Annotated in this window: 19 protein-coding genes and 1 pseudogene; 4 read left to right on the top strand and 16 right to left on the bottom strand. The window is 55.0% G+C overall.

Going from position 1 to position 17,353, the window contains the following annotated elements:
• Window positions 1-607: 607 nt before the first annotated feature.
• From ABUK73_RS20385 to ABUK73_RS20345, 9 genes and pseudogenes are all read right to left on the bottom strand, one after another.
• The gene (locus ABUK73_RS20385) at window positions 608-1,555 is read right to left on the bottom strand and encodes a YiiG family protein (RefSeq protein WP_353578886.1); all 948 of its coding nucleotides are present in this window, start codon (window positions 1,553-1,555) and stop codon (window positions 608-610) included.
• Window positions 1,556-1,812: 257 nt separating this feature from the next.
• Window positions 1,813-2,118, bottom strand: coding sequence for a helix-turn-helix domain-containing protein (locus tag ABUK73_RS20380; protein WP_353578885.1), 306 nt, complete (start codon window positions 2,116-2,118; stop codon window positions 1,813-1,815).
• 392 nt (window positions 2,119-2,510) lie between these two features.
• Window positions 2,511-3,725 carry a plasmid replication protein RepC gene (repC, locus tag ABUK73_RS20375; protein ID WP_353578884.1) on the bottom strand — a complete coding sequence of 405 codons (1,215 nt, stop codon included), beginning with the start codon at window positions 3,723-3,725 and terminating at the stop codon, window positions 2,511-2,513.
• A 153-nt stretch (window positions 3,726-3,878) separates the two neighbouring features.
• A complete protein-coding gene (gene repB / locus ABUK73_RS20370; protein ID WP_233125064.1) occupies window positions 3,879-4,922 on the bottom strand; it encodes a plasmid partitioning protein RepB in 1,044 nt (347 codons plus the stop codon).
• A 45-nt stretch (window positions 4,923-4,967) separates the two neighbouring features.
• Window positions 4,968-6,182: a plasmid partitioning protein RepA gene (gene repA, locus ABUK73_RS20365; RefSeq protein WP_233125063.1), complete on the bottom strand. Its 1,215-nt coding sequence runs from the start codon at window positions 6,180-6,182 to the stop codon at window positions 4,968-4,970.
• A gap of 805 nt (window positions 6,183-6,987) precedes the next feature.
• Window positions 6,988-7,875: a leucine-rich repeat domain-containing protein gene (locus tag ABUK73_RS20360; RefSeq protein ID WP_353578883.1), complete on the bottom strand. Its 888-nt coding sequence runs from the start codon at window positions 7,873-7,875 to the stop codon at window positions 6,988-6,990.
• A 53-nt stretch (window positions 7,876-7,928) separates the two neighbouring features.
• Window positions 7,929-8,454: pseudogene (locus ABUK73_RS20355) on the bottom strand (integrase); the annotation flags it as partial.
• Between the two features lie 128 nt (window positions 8,455-8,582).
• On the bottom strand, window positions 8,583-9,155 hold the full coding sequence (locus ABUK73_RS20350) for a hypothetical protein (RefSeq protein ID WP_353578882.1): 573 nt from the start codon (window positions 9,153-9,155) through the stop codon (window positions 8,583-8,585).
• A gap of 13 nt (window positions 9,156-9,168) precedes the next feature.
• Window positions 9,169-9,741 carry a DNA/RNA non-specific endonuclease gene (locus ABUK73_RS20345; RefSeq protein ID WP_353578948.1) on the bottom strand — a complete coding sequence of 191 codons (573 nt, stop codon included), beginning with the start codon at window positions 9,739-9,741 and terminating at the stop codon, window positions 9,169-9,171.
• A 245-nt stretch (window positions 9,742-9,986) separates the two neighbouring features.
• Between ABUK73_RS20345 and ABUK73_RS20340 the strand changes: the two genes are divergently transcribed.
• On the top strand, window positions 9,987-10,895 hold the full coding sequence (locus ABUK73_RS20340; protein WP_233125059.1) for a DUF6985 domain-containing protein: 909 nt from the start codon (window positions 9,987-9,989) through the stop codon (window positions 10,893-10,895).
• Window positions 10,896-11,017: 122 nt separating this feature from the next.
• Complete coding sequence (locus ABUK73_RS20335; RefSeq protein WP_233125058.1) at window positions 11,018-11,239, top strand: tetratricopeptide repeat protein; 222 nt, start codon at window positions 11,018-11,020, stop codon at window positions 11,237-11,239.
• Window positions 11,240-11,686: 447 nt separating this feature from the next.
• On the opposite strand, the gene ABUK73_RS20330 is transcribed toward ABUK73_RS20335, so the two are convergent.
• From ABUK73_RS20330 to ABUK73_RS20320, 3 genes are all read right to left on the bottom strand, one after another.
• A complete protein-coding gene (locus tag ABUK73_RS20330) occupies window positions 11,687-12,238 on the bottom strand; it encodes a hypothetical protein (protein ID WP_233125057.1) in 552 nt (183 codons plus the stop codon).
• 13 nt (window positions 12,239-12,251) lie between these two features.
• Window positions 12,252-12,872, bottom strand: a complete 621-nt coding sequence (locus tag ABUK73_RS20325; RefSeq protein WP_353578881.1) for an RHS repeat-associated core domain-containing protein — start codon at window positions 12,870-12,872, stop codon at window positions 12,252-12,254.
• Window positions 12,873-12,952: 80 nt separating this feature from the next.
• Window positions 12,953-13,408 carry a hypothetical protein gene (locus tag ABUK73_RS20320; protein WP_353578880.1) on the bottom strand — a complete coding sequence of 152 codons (456 nt, stop codon included), beginning with the start codon at window positions 13,406-13,408 and terminating at the stop codon, window positions 12,953-12,955.
• On the opposite strand from ABUK73_RS20320, the gene ABUK73_RS20315 reads away from it, so the two are divergent.
• Window positions 13,395-13,574, top strand: a complete 180-nt coding sequence (locus ABUK73_RS20315) for a hypothetical protein (protein WP_233125055.1) — start codon at window positions 13,395-13,397, stop codon at window positions 13,572-13,574. The two genes, ABUK73_RS20320 and ABUK73_RS20315, sit on opposite strands and share 14 nt — an antisense overlap.
• A gap of 132 nt (window positions 13,575-13,706) precedes the next feature.
• On the opposite strand, the gene ABUK73_RS20310 is transcribed toward ABUK73_RS20315, so the two are convergent.
• The 4 genes from ABUK73_RS20310 to ABUK73_RS20295 are packed head-to-tail and all read right to left on the bottom strand — an operon-like array spanning window position 13,707 to window position 15,974.
• On the bottom strand, window positions 13,707-14,153 hold the full coding sequence (locus ABUK73_RS20310) for a hypothetical protein (protein WP_233125054.1): 447 nt from the start codon (window positions 14,151-14,153) through the stop codon (window positions 13,707-13,709).
• 23 nt (window positions 14,154-14,176) lie between these two features.
• The gene (locus ABUK73_RS20305) at window positions 14,177-15,319 is read right to left on the bottom strand and encodes a tyrosine-type recombinase/integrase (RefSeq protein ID WP_233125053.1); all 1,143 of its coding nucleotides are present in this window, start codon (window positions 15,317-15,319) and stop codon (window positions 14,177-14,179) included.
• Window positions 15,316-15,720, bottom strand: a complete 405-nt coding sequence (locus ABUK73_RS20300; protein ID WP_233125052.1) for a type II toxin-antitoxin system VapC family toxin — start codon at window positions 15,718-15,720, stop codon at window positions 15,316-15,318. The genes ABUK73_RS20305 and ABUK73_RS20300 overlap by 4 nt, the downstream gene beginning before the upstream one ends.
• A complete protein-coding gene (locus ABUK73_RS20295; protein WP_233125051.1) occupies window positions 15,717-15,974 on the bottom strand; it encodes a type II toxin-antitoxin system VapB family antitoxin in 258 nt (85 codons plus the stop codon). The genes ABUK73_RS20300 and ABUK73_RS20295 overlap by 4 nt, the downstream gene beginning before the upstream one ends.
• 190 nt (window positions 15,975-16,164) lie before the next feature.
• Between ABUK73_RS20295 and ABUK73_RS20290 the strand changes: the two genes are divergently transcribed.
• A complete protein-coding gene (locus ABUK73_RS20290) occupies window positions 16,165-17,286 on the top strand; it encodes an RHE_PE00001 family protein (protein WP_353578879.1) in 1,122 nt (373 codons plus the stop codon).
• The last annotated feature ends 67 nt before the right edge of the window (window positions 17,287-17,353 follow it).

Raw genomic sequence — 17,353 nt, 5'->3', positions numbered from 1 at the left:
GAATATATTGTCTCGGAAGTGGCGCGCCGTTCGTGACGCAGCATAGACAACCTCTCACACCGATGACAGGATTATCGACGAATGAGAATGCCAGGTAGGAAATGATGATACTTGCGTTCTGGGTGACGGCCGTCCTGGCGTCTGCGGGGGTCCCACTGCCTCACGATGTCGAAGCATTGCTGGACCGTCGTGCTCAATGTCAGCATTGGGCCGGAGAAGAACCATACGATGGTCCGCGTGCCAGTGAAATCGAAGCAGCGATACAACAACGGCGTTGCGATAGCCTCGAGGCCGATGAATCTCGGATACGCCTTCGCTACAAACGAAACCAATTGGTGATTAAAGCCCTCGAACCAGAACAGCCATAGGCTTTAGAACATGCTAGAACAGAAAGTAGCCCGGCAAACGGTGGGTAAAAGCCTCTGATGTCGTGAGACAACGCCGGTTTCCCAATCCTACATGGATTCGGTGGCTAATCCCTAAGGTGGAGGAACCGGCCTATCGACCCCGCTCGACCAAGTTTGCGAATTGCACCGGCAGATTTCAGCCTCTCTATCGACGACTGCAGCAACTGGCACTCGAATGAAAAGGTCTGCTTTCTTATGACCTAATCCTTGGCAAAGGTTGTGGCCGTCTCGGCCGTGCTCACCATCGTATTATAGTCAGACACCAGCCAATGCATATCCTCGCCAGCCCCTTTGCGAGCGTCGCCTTTTGCCTTCTCCAGCTTCTCGTCGAAATCACGCAGCTTCGATAAAAGCGACGCCGGCTGCGATTCAAAAACGTGGAACGAATCGGGATGCTCCAGCGAGTAATCATCGAACTCCCGGACTGCGCCCGAATAGTCATTCAGTGCTTGCTTGAAGTCGGTCATATTTACGACTGGACGATCATTAGTCGGCATCAAATCCATTATCGCTTCTGCACGAAACATCACGTTGCGAACATGCCAGCGAGACTTCTTACCCTCGCTTTGTTCCAGCGCGGCCAGTGATGCCAGATCCGCTTTCACCTTCTCCGTGCGGAGCGCAGCATCTACCGTCTTGCGGCGTTCCTCAAATGCGGGAGCAAGCGCAGCTATCTCCTTATGGAAGCCCTTGCCAGCTTCCATCTTATCGCTCTTGTAGTCCTGTCTCTCGTAATATTTGTTGGCGCGCTCAATTACCGGTGCAAGCTGCTGGTAGGTCTCGACATAAGCAGCCATTGCAGTATCGAGCTCTGGCATCTTGGGGGCTGCCTGTGTAGCGGCAACCACGGCAGAAGCTTCGTCCCGGACGTCGTAGAGCGAGTACAGACCGTAGATGATCCTTTCTTTGCCAGTCGGTCCTTTCTTCATATCCACCCAACTGTCGTACCTCTCCAACGACTCGGAAGCTCTGAGCGTCCGGTTCAAGAATTCAACATAAGTGTTCAGCTTGGCTGTGACCTCTTCAGACACCGCCGCTTCCAAAGCAGTCTCTGAAAATGCCGGACGAGACGCGAACCCGACTGCGAGCGGATTTTGCAAAACGAGAACAAGCGCTGTGGCGGCGATGAACTTCTTGAAAAACGGCATCAAAATATCCTTGCAAGCGTAGTCTTTATTTTGTTTTCAAAGGCACCAGGTCGATGGCTGTTGCCCAACGTGGCGTATCTTCCCACATCGGAAGATGATCAGCTGGATTCTGAAACGTCCATCGCGGTTAAAAGTGATCGATCCGTGAACTAACGTAATAATTCATCGGACAACGATCCAGAGCGATAAGGGATCCCTTGTTCTGCCTCTGTGTGACGCGATCCGTTATTCTGACTACGAGCGCACCGGATGCACCGTCAACCGGACAGCGCTCGCAGCACTGCCTCGGGCTCCTTCTCCATCACACGTAGAAGCGTTCGAGCAGCGCCTGAGGGCTGTCGAGCCCCCTGCTCCCATTTTTTGTATCCTGATGGGCTTGTCCCGAGGAAAGCCGCCATTTCATCTTGTGTCAGATGCAGCTTTTGGCGGATCGCCTTCGCGTCAACTTTTTCCAGATCAACGGCAGTGACCCGCATTCCCGCGGGGTCCCTGCCCTGCGCATAACCCAGAGCTTCGGTCATAGCCTGAATCAAATCCTCGCCGAATTTTGTCATCTCGCTCATGGTTTGCTCCTGTACGTCGCCTTGATCGCCTTTGCGAACGCAGCAACGCCTTGGCCTCTTCCGGCTTCAAATCCGTCTTTTCGTTCTTTCCGTAAACGAGAAGCGCATAAATAGGCGCATCGTCGCTGTACCAGTAATAGATAACGCGGGCGCCACCCCGTTTGCCTTGACCTTTGGCCCCAAATCTCAGCTTTCGGACACCACCCGCACCCGGTATTTCATCACCAGCCTGTGGATGGGTCGCCAGAAAGTCGATCAGATCCTTGCGCTCGTCGTCCGTAAACAGAGCGGTTGCCTGTTTGACGAAGAGCGATGTTTCAGCAACTGTCTGCATAGTGATTATAACCCATTGGGGTAGTTATGGTGATCGAACTCGCTTTTGTCAATGATCATCACGCAGACCGCTTTTCAGCTTCCCCGTTCAACCGTAGCAGTGCCATTACCATCGGCCCCAGCGAAAACTCACCGCGCGCCGCCCGGTTAGTGAGATCACGCAGATATCCGCCGGCCGAATTGATGTGCCCTGCCCTCTCCAGGATACAGGCTATCGCAACCGCTGCATTTTCCGGCCCCATGGTTTCGCACGCCTCTTGATAGGCCGACGGGCTCACCCCCAGCATCGATCTCACCACGACCGCAGCCGACATGAGATCGCGCCAACCACCCACCGCGCCGGCCGGTCCATAGTCGATAATCTGCGGGCATGCCTTCAGCACAACCCCCAAAGGAAATGCCTTCAGCGTCTCAGTTTGAGGTTGGCGTCTCTTACTCGGCTTTTCGCCCTGCTCTTTTTCAGAGCTAGGTTCAAATTCACTAAAGGATTCGGGTTTTGAATTCTGTATGTGCTGCTCAATTTGAGCATCATTGGTGCTATTAAATTCTGAATTTGACTGCGTATCCAACAGATTAAGGATTTCCTCGCGAAGAAGCTCCAGTTCATCGAGGATACTGGTGACATCAGCGATGGTTGGGGAGCGTGGAATGCGTGAGACCAGGTCGATGTACATAGCCTCGATCGCCATCCAGTCGCCGTCAGCTCCCTCCTCTATCGCCGCAGTAATGAGCTTGCGGACATCCCGGCGGCAGATTGTCAGGTTCTCTTTCGCCTTGCGGAAGGCGGAACGAGCAGCGACGACTTTCTGCGCGATGACAGCAAGCTCTTCAGACCGGGCAAGGATTGGCGAGAGGTCGAAGCCAAACGCATTCTCGATCTCGCCCGCGCCATTCTTCCGCGCGTAGCGCTTGCCGTTGGCACTATCCTTGCGGATGATCAGGCCTGCATCGACCAGAAACGTCAGATGTCGGCGCAGCGTAGCACCTGCCATGCCGTGGGCTCTAAGGATCAGTTGAGCATTTGAGGGAAACACGACGAGCTGCGCGTCCTGGCGCAATTCGTTTTCCGGATAGAAGCTCAGAAGCGCGTCGAGCACAGCCAGGCTGTTCGACTGCAAGCCGAGTTTTTCTCTCGCTTCCGAGGCATCACGGAAGACTTTCCATTTCTCGACCGTTTTACCGGCCTTGATATCATTTGTAGCCACTTGCCGCTTCACCAAGGCGAGCGTCATTGGCCGCCGCCCGAAAGGCGTCGTCACACTTCCCGTCTGCATTTCTTTCACCCTCTAATAGGCAAAGGAAAATTGCTCACCAAAACGATGCCAAAGACTCTTGACTGTGATTCGGGGAAATGCGATTCTCTTACTTGCTAGAGATCGAGAAGGGCTTCCACGGTTTACCGTTTGGGGGCCTTTTTCTTTTGCGGTTCAGTCTCCACTTTGCTGTTGATCGTTTTCGAAAGCCTCGTAGAGCTTGTCGAGATTATTGGCGAGATAGGCGCCGAACGCGGCGGCCTGATCCGAATTTTTGGGAGACTTCAGAGCGATAGTCACGCGCTTCCCGTCGCCTTTGATAGATGCTCGAACCAAGCCTCTTTCGCTTTCCCACGTTTGGGCCGGCGATTTTTCTTCTGAGTTTACTGCGGTAAACTTTTCTCTCGGGACCAAACGCTCCAACATCTCGAAACGAGCATCGGGAACAGAAGCGACAAAATCAGGTTCGCGAAGAACAGACCGTACCTTGTCGGCCATGGCGTCTTCTGACACCGCCCCACCAAGAGAATACCAACGGTCGCGGCCTGGTGCCCTCGCCGCCTTCACAGTGTCGAGAATATCGGCAGGAAATCGCTCGATAGCAGACAGCATCTTCGAGATCGTTGTCTTGTCAGCTCCAAGCGCCAACATGATAGTGTCTCGTCCGAAACCGCCTGTTTCCAGATTGTGTGCAAACATCGCTTTCTCGATGAAAGACAGGTCGGATCGCTGCGAATTCTCTTGTCCTTGGGCAATGACGTGATCACGGTCTTCCAGCGCCTTGACGACGGCACGAACAGGAATTCCGATCTCGCGGGCGGCTCGAACGCGGCGGTGACCAAATACGGTCTGATAGTGTCCTGCCCTTGTGGGGTGCGGACGAACCAATATGGGGGTGTCCTGACCTCGGGCGCGTATAGCCTCGACAAGTTCTTGAAAGTCCGCTTCGTCCATCGCAACGCGATCCGTGACGAACGAGCTATCGATCAACCCCGTATCGAGCTTAATAACAGTCTCACCCTCGGCCAGACGTCTCTCGATCTCCTGTGCGGCATCTGCACGCGCTGCGAGTTCGTCAATGCTTCTGGTTACGGCACCAAGAGCACCCATTCCCCGCGTGGTCGTGCGGAAGCTCTCTTGAGGTTTTTCCTCGATACCGTCAGGGCTGGTCTGCTTGTCTTCGTTCATAATTCCAGACAAGATATTTTTACGAGCCATGGTGCGCTCCTTGCCGAAAGTTTACTGCGGTAAACTCAATACACATCAGTTGCGACCCCATGCTTTGTATATCAAATCCAGCACTTCGGCATTTACCGCGTCCATTGCTTCGATAGCCCGGTCATATGTTGAACGGGTGAATGCGGCACGCTCAACTTCGTAAAGCGTCTGGTTCGTCATCGCGGCGTCTGAGATCGCGACACTTCGCAACATGGGGTTCAGTAGAACATGGTTTTTGAACATGGAACGCATGAACGCCACCATCTGCGTCTGTGGCCCATCTTGCGGATCGTATCGAGTGACAAGATACCGGAGCCAGTCCAGATTCATGTTACCGCCCACATTCTTAAGCGTGCTGAGAATGTCGCCCAGCATCTGCAGGAACTGGCACATAGACATCACGTCCAGCATCTGCGGGTGAACTGTAATCAGGACCGCAGTCGCTGCACAGATCGCGCTCATCGTTAGAAAGCCAAGCTGGGGAGGGCAGTCGATAATCACCACGTCGTAATCGTCTGCCACGGACGATAGAGCCTCATCGAGACGAGCGAAGAAAATCCGTCCGTAGTCCTTGCCTTTGCCTTGGGCTAGAATACGTGGGGTATCGTGTTCAAACTCCATCAGTTCAAGATTTCCAGGCACAAGATCGAGGTTGGGGAAATTGGTCTTGCGAATGATCTCGCTTAGCGGGCGCTGCTGTTCGTCATAGCGGATCGCTCCATAAAGGGTCTCGTTCTCATGCACATCGAACTCAGGCTGCAAGCCATGGATTGCGGAGAGGGAGGCCTGCGGATCGAGATCGACGGCGAGCACGCGATGACCGGACAACGCGAGATACTGCGCCAAGTGTGCGGCACTTGTTGTCTTGCCGCTACCACCCTTAAAGTTGACGACCGCGATTACCTGTAGCTTCTCGCCGTTACGACGGTGAGGGACATAATGTGTTCCGGCTCTGCCGCTGTGCTCTAGGAAATGACGCATCGCTTCCATCTGCGTCGCCGTATAAGACCGGCGACCGGAAGCGGTAACCTGGGGCTGCGGCCCTTTGCCTTCGAGGGAAAGGTTCTTCAGGTAGCCACTTGTTACTCCGACAAAACGTGCAGCCTCTGCAAGCTGAAACTCGCGCAGGTCCTTCATCGCCCGTGGAGGATACATCTCCAAGCGATGCTGCTTCAATTTTTCCGACAGCTCTTGCGCCTGACCAATGATAAGTTGATCGACGTCAGAAATTGCCGTTTTATCGATATGAGCGATATTCATCGCGAAAAACCCTAAATGCGTTTTCAAGCTCACACGAGCAATGTAACCGCATTTAGACCCGATTCTACGAGTCTGGCAAGGAAAACAAAGTTAACAAGAAGTTAACTGGAAAACTACGGCGTATAACGAGTTTACCGCAGTAAACTTTTGGAGCCATTTACAAAGCGTATTGGCAAACATCGCACACAGGCGAGTCCCAATGAGCGTCGTACCAGGGTTGCATCGTCTGCCGCGCCAGCCGCCGGACTCGTTCACCATCAAAATCCTTAAGTAACGAAATCCCTGATCGCATCGTGAGCCTCCCGTGTGCGAAAGAGATTAAGATTAACCATGCGTTGGGAAGGCCAAAGAGTAGAAACCAGCGTGTCTTCGTATAAGGCGTTTTAGGGCCGGCGATAGATTGCCCATGATTTTCTCGCGCGCTTTTCGGCTGCTTTGTACAGTTAAGGAAAGCGGGAGAAAATGACCGGTTGCAAGCGTGTCTTATGGGATCAAATGCAGCACCCTCAGACTAGAAATGCAACGTGTAACGGGCATTCGGCCGTAATCAGCGTGAGACGCGCTCTGGCGGCCGTCTGCGGCGGAAATGCCTGAAAATAAGGGTACCGGAGGAGGGGAGAGACATGAGACGAAACAGGCATTCCTCGGCACAAGTAATGTTCCCGGTAGTTTCGCTATCTGCTCTCAGAAAACTTTTGTTATGCGGCAAGCTAACGCAGACGACCTCACGAAAAAAAATGCAATATTTTTCGTCTGAGACGTCCAAACCCATAACTCGCGACGGATGTCTCGGCACGGAGAAAACTCAGAGAGCAGCGAATTCGGCGCCCAACGCATCGTGATCTCCGCCTTCTTCATAGAACGAATCCCGAGCGCGATACGCATTGACAACATAGTTCTTAAGTTTCGGAAAATTTTGGCGCGGAAATTTGCAGGGATAATGTGATGCCTCGAAGTTCTCGACAGACTTGCTTTCCAACTTGTCCCAGCCTTCAAGCTGGTTCTTGCCCTCGAAACGCAATGATCGCAGTCTGGTAAGTTCCGACAGGCGTGACACGTTGCCAGTAATCTTGCTTGACACAATTTGCAAAACTTCGAGCTTTTTTAAGCTCAAAACATCGTCGATGCTTTTTATGGTCGAAGAGATTAGGAAAAGTTTTTTGATCGGCGAATTTTCGAAAAGTACAAGCGATCCGCTGAATCCGTGCAGTGAAAGATTCGTCAAATCGTGCCAGTCGTTGTCGAGGTTTCCAACCTTGTTGGTCTTCCAGTCAAGATTGAGCCAGCTTTCGAGCTTCGGAAAAAGCTCAGGGAGTCTGAACCGGAAAGAAATGCTTTGTGTTGTGATCTTCCTGATGTTCGGGAAATCTTTGAACACGTCGAGTTCGAGATCCTCGGGAAAGGCACCGGACCCGACTATACCGATCTCAACGATGTCGTTCTTTTTGCGGATGTCGCTGAAATCGGGAAAGAAATAGTCCTGCAGCTTATTCTCGGCTACATCCTCTACCTCGATCGAAAATCCGGTGCAACCATGTTCGTCGATGAGGTGCGAATAGGCCTTGAAGGCGGCCTTATTGAAATAGGCTATTTTTCGGAATGCCGGGGATCGCGTCTCCTCAATGAAGACGTATGGCCCTGTCATCAGGTTTTCCATCGTTCTTTCATCTATTTCCAAAATTATCTCAGACACTTAACCTCTCCATTTCCGCATTGGAAGCGCGAACGCCCCGCTGTTCTTGAGTAATCAGCCATGACTGCTTCCTTCTGGACCGGCGGCCGGGCATGGCTGTTGCGGATGCCGGCCATCACCGTCGCAATGTGCCTGTCTTTGCGATCAAGCGATTGACCGCGCTGGGCATAGTTCCAGCTGAGGGAGGAGAGACGTCGTTCAATGGTCGAGACAGAGTTGGCCTTGGTGCTTCCGGTCAACCGTGCCAGAAGCACAGGCTGTGATGGTAGCCCGACGGTTTGCGGATGCGGAGGGAGGGGAGCCAGCTTGGACCGCCGGCACCACGCGGAAAAATGCTTCCAGTCGGCGGCGTAGGCTTTGCGCGTATTGGCGAAACTTGCGGCTTCAACATAACCCTGGGGCGCGATCAGCAAGGCTTGCAAGATGGGCGGGCGTCTGGTCCTCAACGGCGAGAGAGGGGAGGGGGCTTTCGCCCGACACCGCCGGCCCGGAGACATCGCGCCCAGGCGCCGTGCTGAGAGACGGCGCTGAGATCTCCTCGGCGTGAATTTCTGTGTTCTGCTCGATGATTTGGGCCATTCTTTATATAAAGAACAAGACGTCCGATAATGCAACGTTATCGGACATGTTCAAGTGAAGACACCCGCGTGCGGTTATGGCGTTTGTTACTGACATGAATTGAGCATAATACCCAGACGACGTTGTACTCAAATCTCAGCAGTTGCCCCTTCGAACGTACGTGGTAGTGCCTCGTATCCAGAGCCGAGCAAGTTTTTGACGTCATCAGTCTGCGTTCTTCGAATGAATTCGATAAGGCTCGTTCCGGCAAAACGAATTGAAAAGCAGGCGCGGTCGATGACATGGAGCTTGAAAGAGTCATCCCGATCGCGCCGCCAGCACAAGTACTCGCCGTTGATGCTGCTGCCGAAGAAGCGAAGGTCGTCGAAGAAACTGGCGATGTCGCGGCTTTCGTCATCGTAGGGCTCAAGGCAATCGAGATCGCCGATCTCGATCCCGTCTTCCCGGTACTCTGCGACAAGCGAATGAACTTGGTCGCGGATTTCGACGCCTCGAACGAGGAGGCCATCATTGCCGAACATGCTGAAAGGCATTTCGATGACGAACAAGCCGTTGGTCGTGCCGTAGCCGAATGTCCGCGCGAAGATATTGTAGGATGGTGGTAGCGCACCGATCTCTGCTTCGACGGCTGAGATCTCTTCGACCGACGCCGCGCGGGTGACATTCGAACGGTCGAAAAGTTGGGTGACGTTGTCGGTCATTTAGGAGTTCCTTCTACTTTCTGTTCTGCCGCAGACCATTCGGTACGATGGTGGAGGCAAGCATCTCGCCGGCAGAGGTTCTGGCGGTGATTGCTACTCCGGTCGGCGTTAGGTTGCTACCATTATAAAGCGGGATCGCGACATAGGTGACACTGCAATTTGGATTTTTGCGCAAGAAGTCACGAACCTGTCGCTCAATCCGGCTCATCCCCGGATGGTTTGAACCGTCAGTCAGGGTCACGAGGTTACGGGGGTCGCTGCCCGATCTCCCCAGCGTATCGGCCAAAAGGTGGCTTCGCTGGTGGAAATTGGGGGCCGTACCCGATGCGAAGCCGGGCGGGTTCAGCGTTGGCGGCGAAGTGCCGGTTGGTCTAAGGTCACGGCTCGTAAGCGTGGCCCATACTCCGGTCGGCCTACCATAGCCATCCAGTGGTCCGTAGATCGGCGAAAGGCCGACCGGGTCGACCTCATTCATCGGATTGTCCACGTGGCCATGCGGCCGCGGCCCGCCGCGAATTCCCAGCGGATCAGGCGTTGCGTAACAGGCGGCGAGGTTATCGTAATAGCGATACCTGTTGTAAGTCAGGCCTGTGAATCGGCAGGGGGGTCCCTATGCCGATACGCACGATAACGCCTTGTTATTTTTCACGTTGACGGGGTCATTTCTGTACGCTTAATCACAATCATCGCATCGGAGACTGGAACGAGTTCGAAACCTTCATTGGTGGCGCTCTACTGGCGGTGTAAGCGTGGTCCGCGCTCAAAACCGGCATCTCGGGCGCAAGTCCCGATGCATCGGAGCAAAAACGAAAAGAACGAAAGGAGGCGCCGATGGAGCCGCAGCCAAAACTGAACGAAATCGTCTTTGACGAAGACAGGCTGGCTGATTTTCTGAAAAACACACCGCTCTCGGCCTGCGACGAAGACCAGAGGGTGCTTGCAGCCGTCTTACCCTGCGATCCGCACGCATTCTGCAAGCCGATCGCTGGCAAGGAGGCGGGCCATGTGCTCGTCGTCGGAATGGTCGGCTTCCAGACCTTTTTCCGGCTGCCTTCCAGCGTGACGTACAAGGGGCTCCGCGTGACCACCACTATCCCCGTGGCGGGTTTCGAGATCGACACGGCGACCGGCACGGTGACGACGAACATGCAGGAGTTGCGCAGCCTCTCGCGCTCGGAGACTGAGGCGGAGCGCGAGGCGGCGTTCGCGAAGCTCGCCGGCAGGTTCGAAGCGGCGAAGCCGAGACCAAAGCCGCGCGTCTTCTCATCGATCGTACTCGGCAGGGTCCGACCCGACGACTACGGCGACACATGGTTCGCCGCCCCCTTATCGATCCCCTATTTCGACGGCCGCGCGCTGCCTGTGCTGCTGCAGGATATCGGGCCGAGCGACGCCAAGCGGATCGACGCGGCGCTCGCGAACTTCCTCGCGCTAACGCGCGAGGACCGGCTGGCGGCCTCGCCGGCTGTGCTGGCGAACTGCAAGGAGTTTCTAGAAGCAATCGGCCCTGACGACGAAGCCGACAAGGCAATGTACGGGATTTCGGACCCGGCCGAGATCTGGCAGCACGTCTCCAACGAGGAGTTGCAGGTCGTGAAGGACGATTCCGATGGGGAGCCGGCGATCTACATCGCGCTAGCCTGCGCCTGCGACTGGGAACGCGAGCACGGCCTCCAACTCGTCTATCGAGACGGGAGGACCCTGACGCGCGTCAGCGCGCAGGACGGGCATGTGACATAAGCGGCATTCCCGGGACAGACGTAGACTGCCTCGTCCGCATCTTCGCGGAACCGTTCGTTGGCGAGGTAAAGCGCGTGCCCGAACGAGCAGTGATCTGGCATAGCCGCGGTGCCGTCCGAGTAATGACCGGCGATTTCGCTGCTGCGCTGCAGGATTTCGATCGTGCCGTTGCTCTGGATCCGAAGATGGCGCTGGCCTGGGGCTACCGGGGCCTCGCGCGTGCCCGCCTCGGCGAGATCGAGAAAGGCGTCGCTGATTTGAAGGAAGCAGCTCGACTCGATCCTCTAAATCCGATGATCGCGGCGGCATTGGAAGAGGCGGAGGTTACGCTTTCTGAACGATAGCTTCTCGCTTTACGAGCCTGGACCTTGGAGAGCGTACAGGAAGCTAAGATCGCGGTTATCGACCGGCAAGCTTCACCCGATTGCGGTTGTCACCAGAACCCGGTCGGCTGCGCGATCCATAGATTACGAACGGCGCAGGCGATCACGCTACATCACCTCCGTCTCTGCGATCGAGCGCGCCATCAATGGATCGGAACGTTCAGCCCAGACCCACAATCGCGTCGCGCGATCCTGTCCGATGACAATGCGCGTAAGTGCGTCGCGCGCCAGCCTGTCTAATGCATCAAGAGCCGCGTGTAAATAGGCAGGGGGGCCCGATGCCGATACGAATGATAACGCCTTGTTATTTCTCACGTTGACGGGATCATTTCTGTACGCTTAATCACAATGGTAATAGTATGACGCCAACCTAATTCGCAACATGCGGACCGTAGCTTCTCTCAAACCTCATGTCACGACGGGAAGCTCCTCGAAAGACGCTTGAATGCCGTGAGCATCAAGCGAACGCTTCATGTCTTCTGTAATAATGAATAGATGCGGCCTCTTTAAATCAACGAAGACGCCAATTTCAGTATCTGGGAGGCCGGTTATGACGTAATCCTGATGCTTGAACTTCTTGAGCTTCGGCCAGAATTGGGTAGGGCTTTTGCTCTCGTCAATTATATCAACGATCTTAGGACGCACGACGTAGAATCCTTTTATTTCGTCGCCGACCCATTCAAGCAGGTTTTCTTTGCCCCAGATGACGTTTGTTCGTCGGAAAGAAACGGCACCGTGAGTAATCGCTTCGCAGGCCAGTTTGAACTTATCGTTGAAGACCGGGACGCAGAACGACTCAATGACATCCGTAAAGTGGAAATCGTCTCTGTTGAAATCGTCTGCATTGAAATCGCCGTTGTAGACCTCACCCTTGTACATAGAACTGCGACAAGCATCGTGATCTGTGGCTTGGAGCTTGCACTCAGGGTGATTCTTTCCGCCGTAGATTGAATACAACATTTCTCTAGTTCCCTTATTTGCAATTCGCTATTTGCATCGCCCCCGTACCCAACATCGTACGATGCGCAAGCTGGAAACGGCGAACTTCCCTAACTTTGCACCGCTTGCTCATGTTATTCGTTCGACGCTCCAAATTCCTGAGTTGCCCGGACATATAGTTATTATACTGGTCATGTCCATTGAAGCCTCGGTGCTGTGCGGACCCTCTTTGTCCGCTCGTGCCGCCGCCTGCAACGCTGCATGCTCTCCGAGGAAGGTACATCATATTTTGTCTGCTGTTCACGTCGAACCCTATGCTCCGCAAAAATGGATCATTTTGCAAGTGCCAAGGAATAATGTGGTGCCGCTCAAACCCCGGCGTCGGCGGCATCCACGGGGGATAACGACCACTGAGACCGAGGGGATCATTCCAAAATAATGGATTATTAACATAAGCGTTTGAGCTTAAGCCTCCCTCTAAACCGATAGGGTCGGGGCTAAGATAGTGCGCTCCAAGCGGGTCATAGAATCTGAACCTGTTGTAGTAGAGCCCGGTCTCTAGGTCCTCCCACTGGTGTTCGTTTTCATAAGAGTTTGAACCATTTATCCGTTTCCTCGTGATCCACTTACGCCGTATAAAATTGTTGTCGGGCAATTCACTACACCGGATCTGGTGGGCTAACGCGAAATGGAAAAACGGATTAAATCTCGCTGAAACTCAACAGCTTTGCCATTTCAGCATCCTTCAGAATCGTAACTTGAACGTTCGATAACAGCGACCGCACGGCGTCCGGTATGGTATGAACTGGTTGATACAAGTGTACGGTCAGGTTCGCCCACTTGCCGAAACGCAGATGCGAAAGCTGGGCGCGGCCCGAGCGCCAGCGCCACCAGGAATAGACCGGTGGCCGCTCCCATGTCGCCGAACAGAAAGGCTGGCGTTTCCGGATTGGCAGCAAGGTCGGCCAAAGCCGATGAACTAGAGGCCACCGCGTAGCCGAACTCTTCGGCACGATAACGCTCACCATTAAGATCGACCATAAGTCGATTTGGAGTAAGTGTCCTGGTTGTGAACCGGAAGTCCTCGGCAAGTGCTTTACCGATTAGGCCCAAGGGATTACTCAGATTTTCCTCTTCCCGATTGCTCTTTATACCCGCCGTAAACCAGCTTGAGGCTTTGATCGAGGTCAAATCGAAGATCAAGGCGACGATTGCGGAGCTTTACGATGCGGATACGGCAAAGTGGTTTATGGAAGCGCAGGGCAACCATCTTCTGGATGACAACCGCTTCGATGCAGGGGAGGGCTTTAACGTGCTGGTATTTGTGGATCCGGCCAAAACATTACGATCAAATTGACCGAGCTGAAACTGAGCACCAGCTGTCGCTCGACAGCTGAGATCATCATGGTGATCCACCCCAAAGAAACGGGAGGATGAGCAGCCAATCCAACGAGTTTTTCAACGAAATCGGTGCAAAGCTGGCTCCGCATCAATGGGGTGTAATGGGTTTGTTCTCAAAGCGAATTCTAAAGTTGCGACGTTGGAAATCCTCTCTGAAACAGACAAAAACCAGTTCAAGATCTTGTAGAGCGTCTTTCCGTCCCAGAAGGCTCAACGAAGCTACGATGACACCGTTATATCCGCGGGTGATCCGAAACGCTGCATTGCGCATCGCGATGGCGTCAGGATCACCACGATCCTCTCGACGGTCGTAGACAACCCAAAACCGGGCTGCTTTCCATGTCACTTCCAGCATTTCTCTGACGTTCGCCAGAAATTCTTCGCCGCTCATGGAGGGTCCCCACGACAGAGGCGTCTCGCCACCATCGTCGGCAACACTGAAATAGCCGTCGTATTCTCGGCCGGTGTTCAGCGCTTCCTCAATCTTTGCAAATGCCTTGTCTTCAGTGATCGTCGTTTTGAACAGGATTGTCATGGACTACGTTCCGAGCCTTTCCATCACAACATTCGTGCGGCTCGACCGCTGCGTCGTGTGGCATTGTTGTAATAGCTGGATGCCTGCTGAACAGAACGATGGCGTGATTGCTCCATCGCTTCGGGAAGCGGAATGCCCCGGTTCGCGGCTTCCGTCAGATATCCGGATCGCAGCCCGTGGGCCGAAAACTCCCTCGGTTCCAGGCCGGCCATAACCACACGCTGTTTCAGGATCGCGTTGATGGCGCCCGGTTCCAGCGCATGTTTGGACAGATTTCCCCAGCGATCGATCTTGCGGAAAATGCTTCCGCTATCGATGCGCGCGGCCGTCATCCATGCATTCAATGCATCGACGGGCCGCCCCGTTAGATAAACAACGTCCTCGTTTTCACTTCCGGATGTTTTTGTGCGGCCAAGGTGAATGGAAAGCGAGAGTAGGGGAGGGGCGTTGTCGACCGCAATTGGCACCTCGACAGTCAACTGCTCTTTGCGCAGCCTAGCAATTTCGCTGCGCCGACGACCACCGGAGGCAAACGCCACCATCAAAATTGCCCGGTCACGGACGTCGCGCAGGCTATCGGTGCTGCAGGTCGCGAGCAATTTCGCCAGCACGTCGCCGGTCACAGCCTTGGCGCTTTTGCGTTTTCGCGGACGCGGCGTGGCGCGGACAGCCAGTCGGATCGCTTGTTTAAGGGCAGGGGAGGAAAATACGCCTTGGTGGCCGCGCCATTTCGTCAGCGTCGACCACGAGGCAAGCCGCCTCCGGACCGTGTCGGGCGCGTGGGGACCGATGGATTTCAGAAACCCCTGGTCCCGCAGAAGACGATCGACATTTTGCGGCATGCCGTGATCACGATCGCTGATGCGCTTTTCGGGATCCCATAGATGATGGGCGACGAATTTGAGCAGGAGGGCTTCGGGTGCAGGCCAGGGGAGGGAGGCTCCGGTTGCCGCTAGCGACCAAGCCTGTAGATAGGCAAGGTCTGACGTCAGTGCCCGCAGCGTGTTGGCACCCATGCCCTCATTGACCAGATGGCGAAGCGTCTCGATATCTTGATCGGTCAAAAGCTCAGCCAGCTCGTCGCGACGTTCGAGCGGCAAGACCGCTGCAATCGTGTCGAGCTGCAAGACCCTGCGTTCGACGATGGTTTGGCTTTTATCTGTCATGTCATGGATGACGCTGGATGCAGTTTCAGGTCCGTCTGGCCAAAATCATGGCCCTTAAACAGAAGTGGCGCTTTGGAAACTGCAGCGACAGCGTAGGAAAAACAATCGCCCATGTTCAGGCTCGCCGGGTGACGCCCCTTGCCATATTTGTCCAAAGCCAACTCGGCCGCTCGATAATGCTCTCCATCGAAAGACATGGGCATAATGTTTGGCGCGGCCGAGAAGCGGGTGACGATGTCACCCGGATTGGAAAAGCCCTTTGCTGTCAAAACCGTTCTTGTTTCAAACAGCGTCGGCCATCCGATAACAATCTTTCCCTGCTGTAAGATCGACTTGAAAACATCCGCCTCCGGCTCCTCAAGGAGAATGGCAACAATAACCGACGTATCGAGTGCAATCATATCGGCAGGCCGTTTTCATCATAGAGGTCGTCATGAGCGGAGGTAGTGCCTGCTTGAACGTTGCGGCGGCCTTCGGCGGCGAGCTCCCAAACCGCTTCCAGTGGATGCTTTTTATCCTGCTGTCTCAATTCGATATCGTAGCGTTCCAGCGCCAGCTCTACCAAACGATTGATGGGCTGACCGGTGCGACGCGCGAGAGCATGGGCGAGGTCGCGGGCCTTGCCGCTACGAATGGACAGTTGGGGTTCAGACATGATGTTTCCTCGAAATTTATCGTTTAAACATAGTGCGGATGCGATAAGATGGCAAGAACTTCGATATAGATGGCTAATATCTGATAATTGGTACTTATCGATGGTTAGAAGCTCAACCCAAAACCATACAATGTGAAGAACCCTATTATCTTGATAGCATTCGTGTAAGAAATCATTTACCACGATTTCAATGGCTTATGATCTCGCGAAAATCAGCATGAGGACCTTGATGCGGCCGGCTTTCGACGCCGGTATTGCTCTCACGCGGTTGGACGAGCGCATTGCCCGCTCGCCGGTCGGTGCGGGCTGGATCGAACGCGCCCACTTCACCGATGCCTGCGCCTCGCTGTGGATCGACGGAGAACTTGTCCACCTCGAAGACCTCGTCCTCCACGACGCCACAAAGGATATTCGCACACCGACCCATGAGCTGACAATCGCCCGCGACGTCCTGCGCACTCGTCGGCGGATCGCCGGCCAATCTCCGGATTGGGCGTTCTCTACCGACGGCATCCGCTCGCTGCGGAAGACCTCGGAGATCTGGGCGGGCGGCGGCGACGAGGCTACGACGACCGGAGTTATTCGACCGGCGATCGCGATCGACGCGGAAGGGGAGGGGGATGACACCGACGACGCTCAAGATCTTCCCGGCGTCGACTATGCTGCTATCGATGCGCTGCTCGCGCGCTCTGACGCTGCGATCGAACGAGCCAAAAAGCCCGGCCGGGCTCCGGCCGATCCGCTGGTCTATGATCTCGATTGGGACGAGGATGCCCGGCTCGACGAATGGCGCGGCGTGTTGCGGCAAGCCGAAAACTTGCCGGCGGTGCTGCAGGCGATCGTCGCCCTCGATGCCTGGAACGAGCTTGCCGTCCTGCAGCACGCGCCCTGGCTTGGCCGGCTGTTTTCCGCCTCGATCCTGCGTCAGGCCGGCGTCACGTCAGGCGCCCATCTCGCCGCCATCAATCTCGGCCTGAAAACCATTCCCGTCGATCGGCGCCGTCATCGCGATCGGGAGACCCGGCTGCTCGCCATTGCCCACGGATTTTTAGCGGCCGCCGAGATCGGCATGAAAGAGCATGACCGGCTGGCGCTGGCGCGCTCGATGTTCGAGCGAAAAATGGAAGGAAGGCGGACGTCCTCGAAATTGCCGGAACTCGTTGAGCTGGTGATGGCGAAGCCGTTGGTGTCGGCCGGGATGGTAGCGAAGACGTTGGAGGTGACGCCGCAGGCGGCGCGGCGGATCGTTTTGGAGCTGGGCTTGAGGGAGATGACGGGCAGGGGGAGGTTTCGAGCGTGGGGTGTCACTTAAGGAACGTTCGGCTGGCGGCGACGGGCTCAGTTCACGTGGAAACTAGCCTCGATCCACCCGCCGCAAC

The sequence above is a fragment of the Agrobacterium vacciniicorymbosi genome (assembly GCF_040427045.1).
Lineage (GTDB): Bacteria > Pseudomonadota > Alphaproteobacteria > Rhizobiales > Rhizobiaceae > Agrobacterium.
This window is presented reverse-complemented; position numbering and strand designations above follow the sequence as displayed.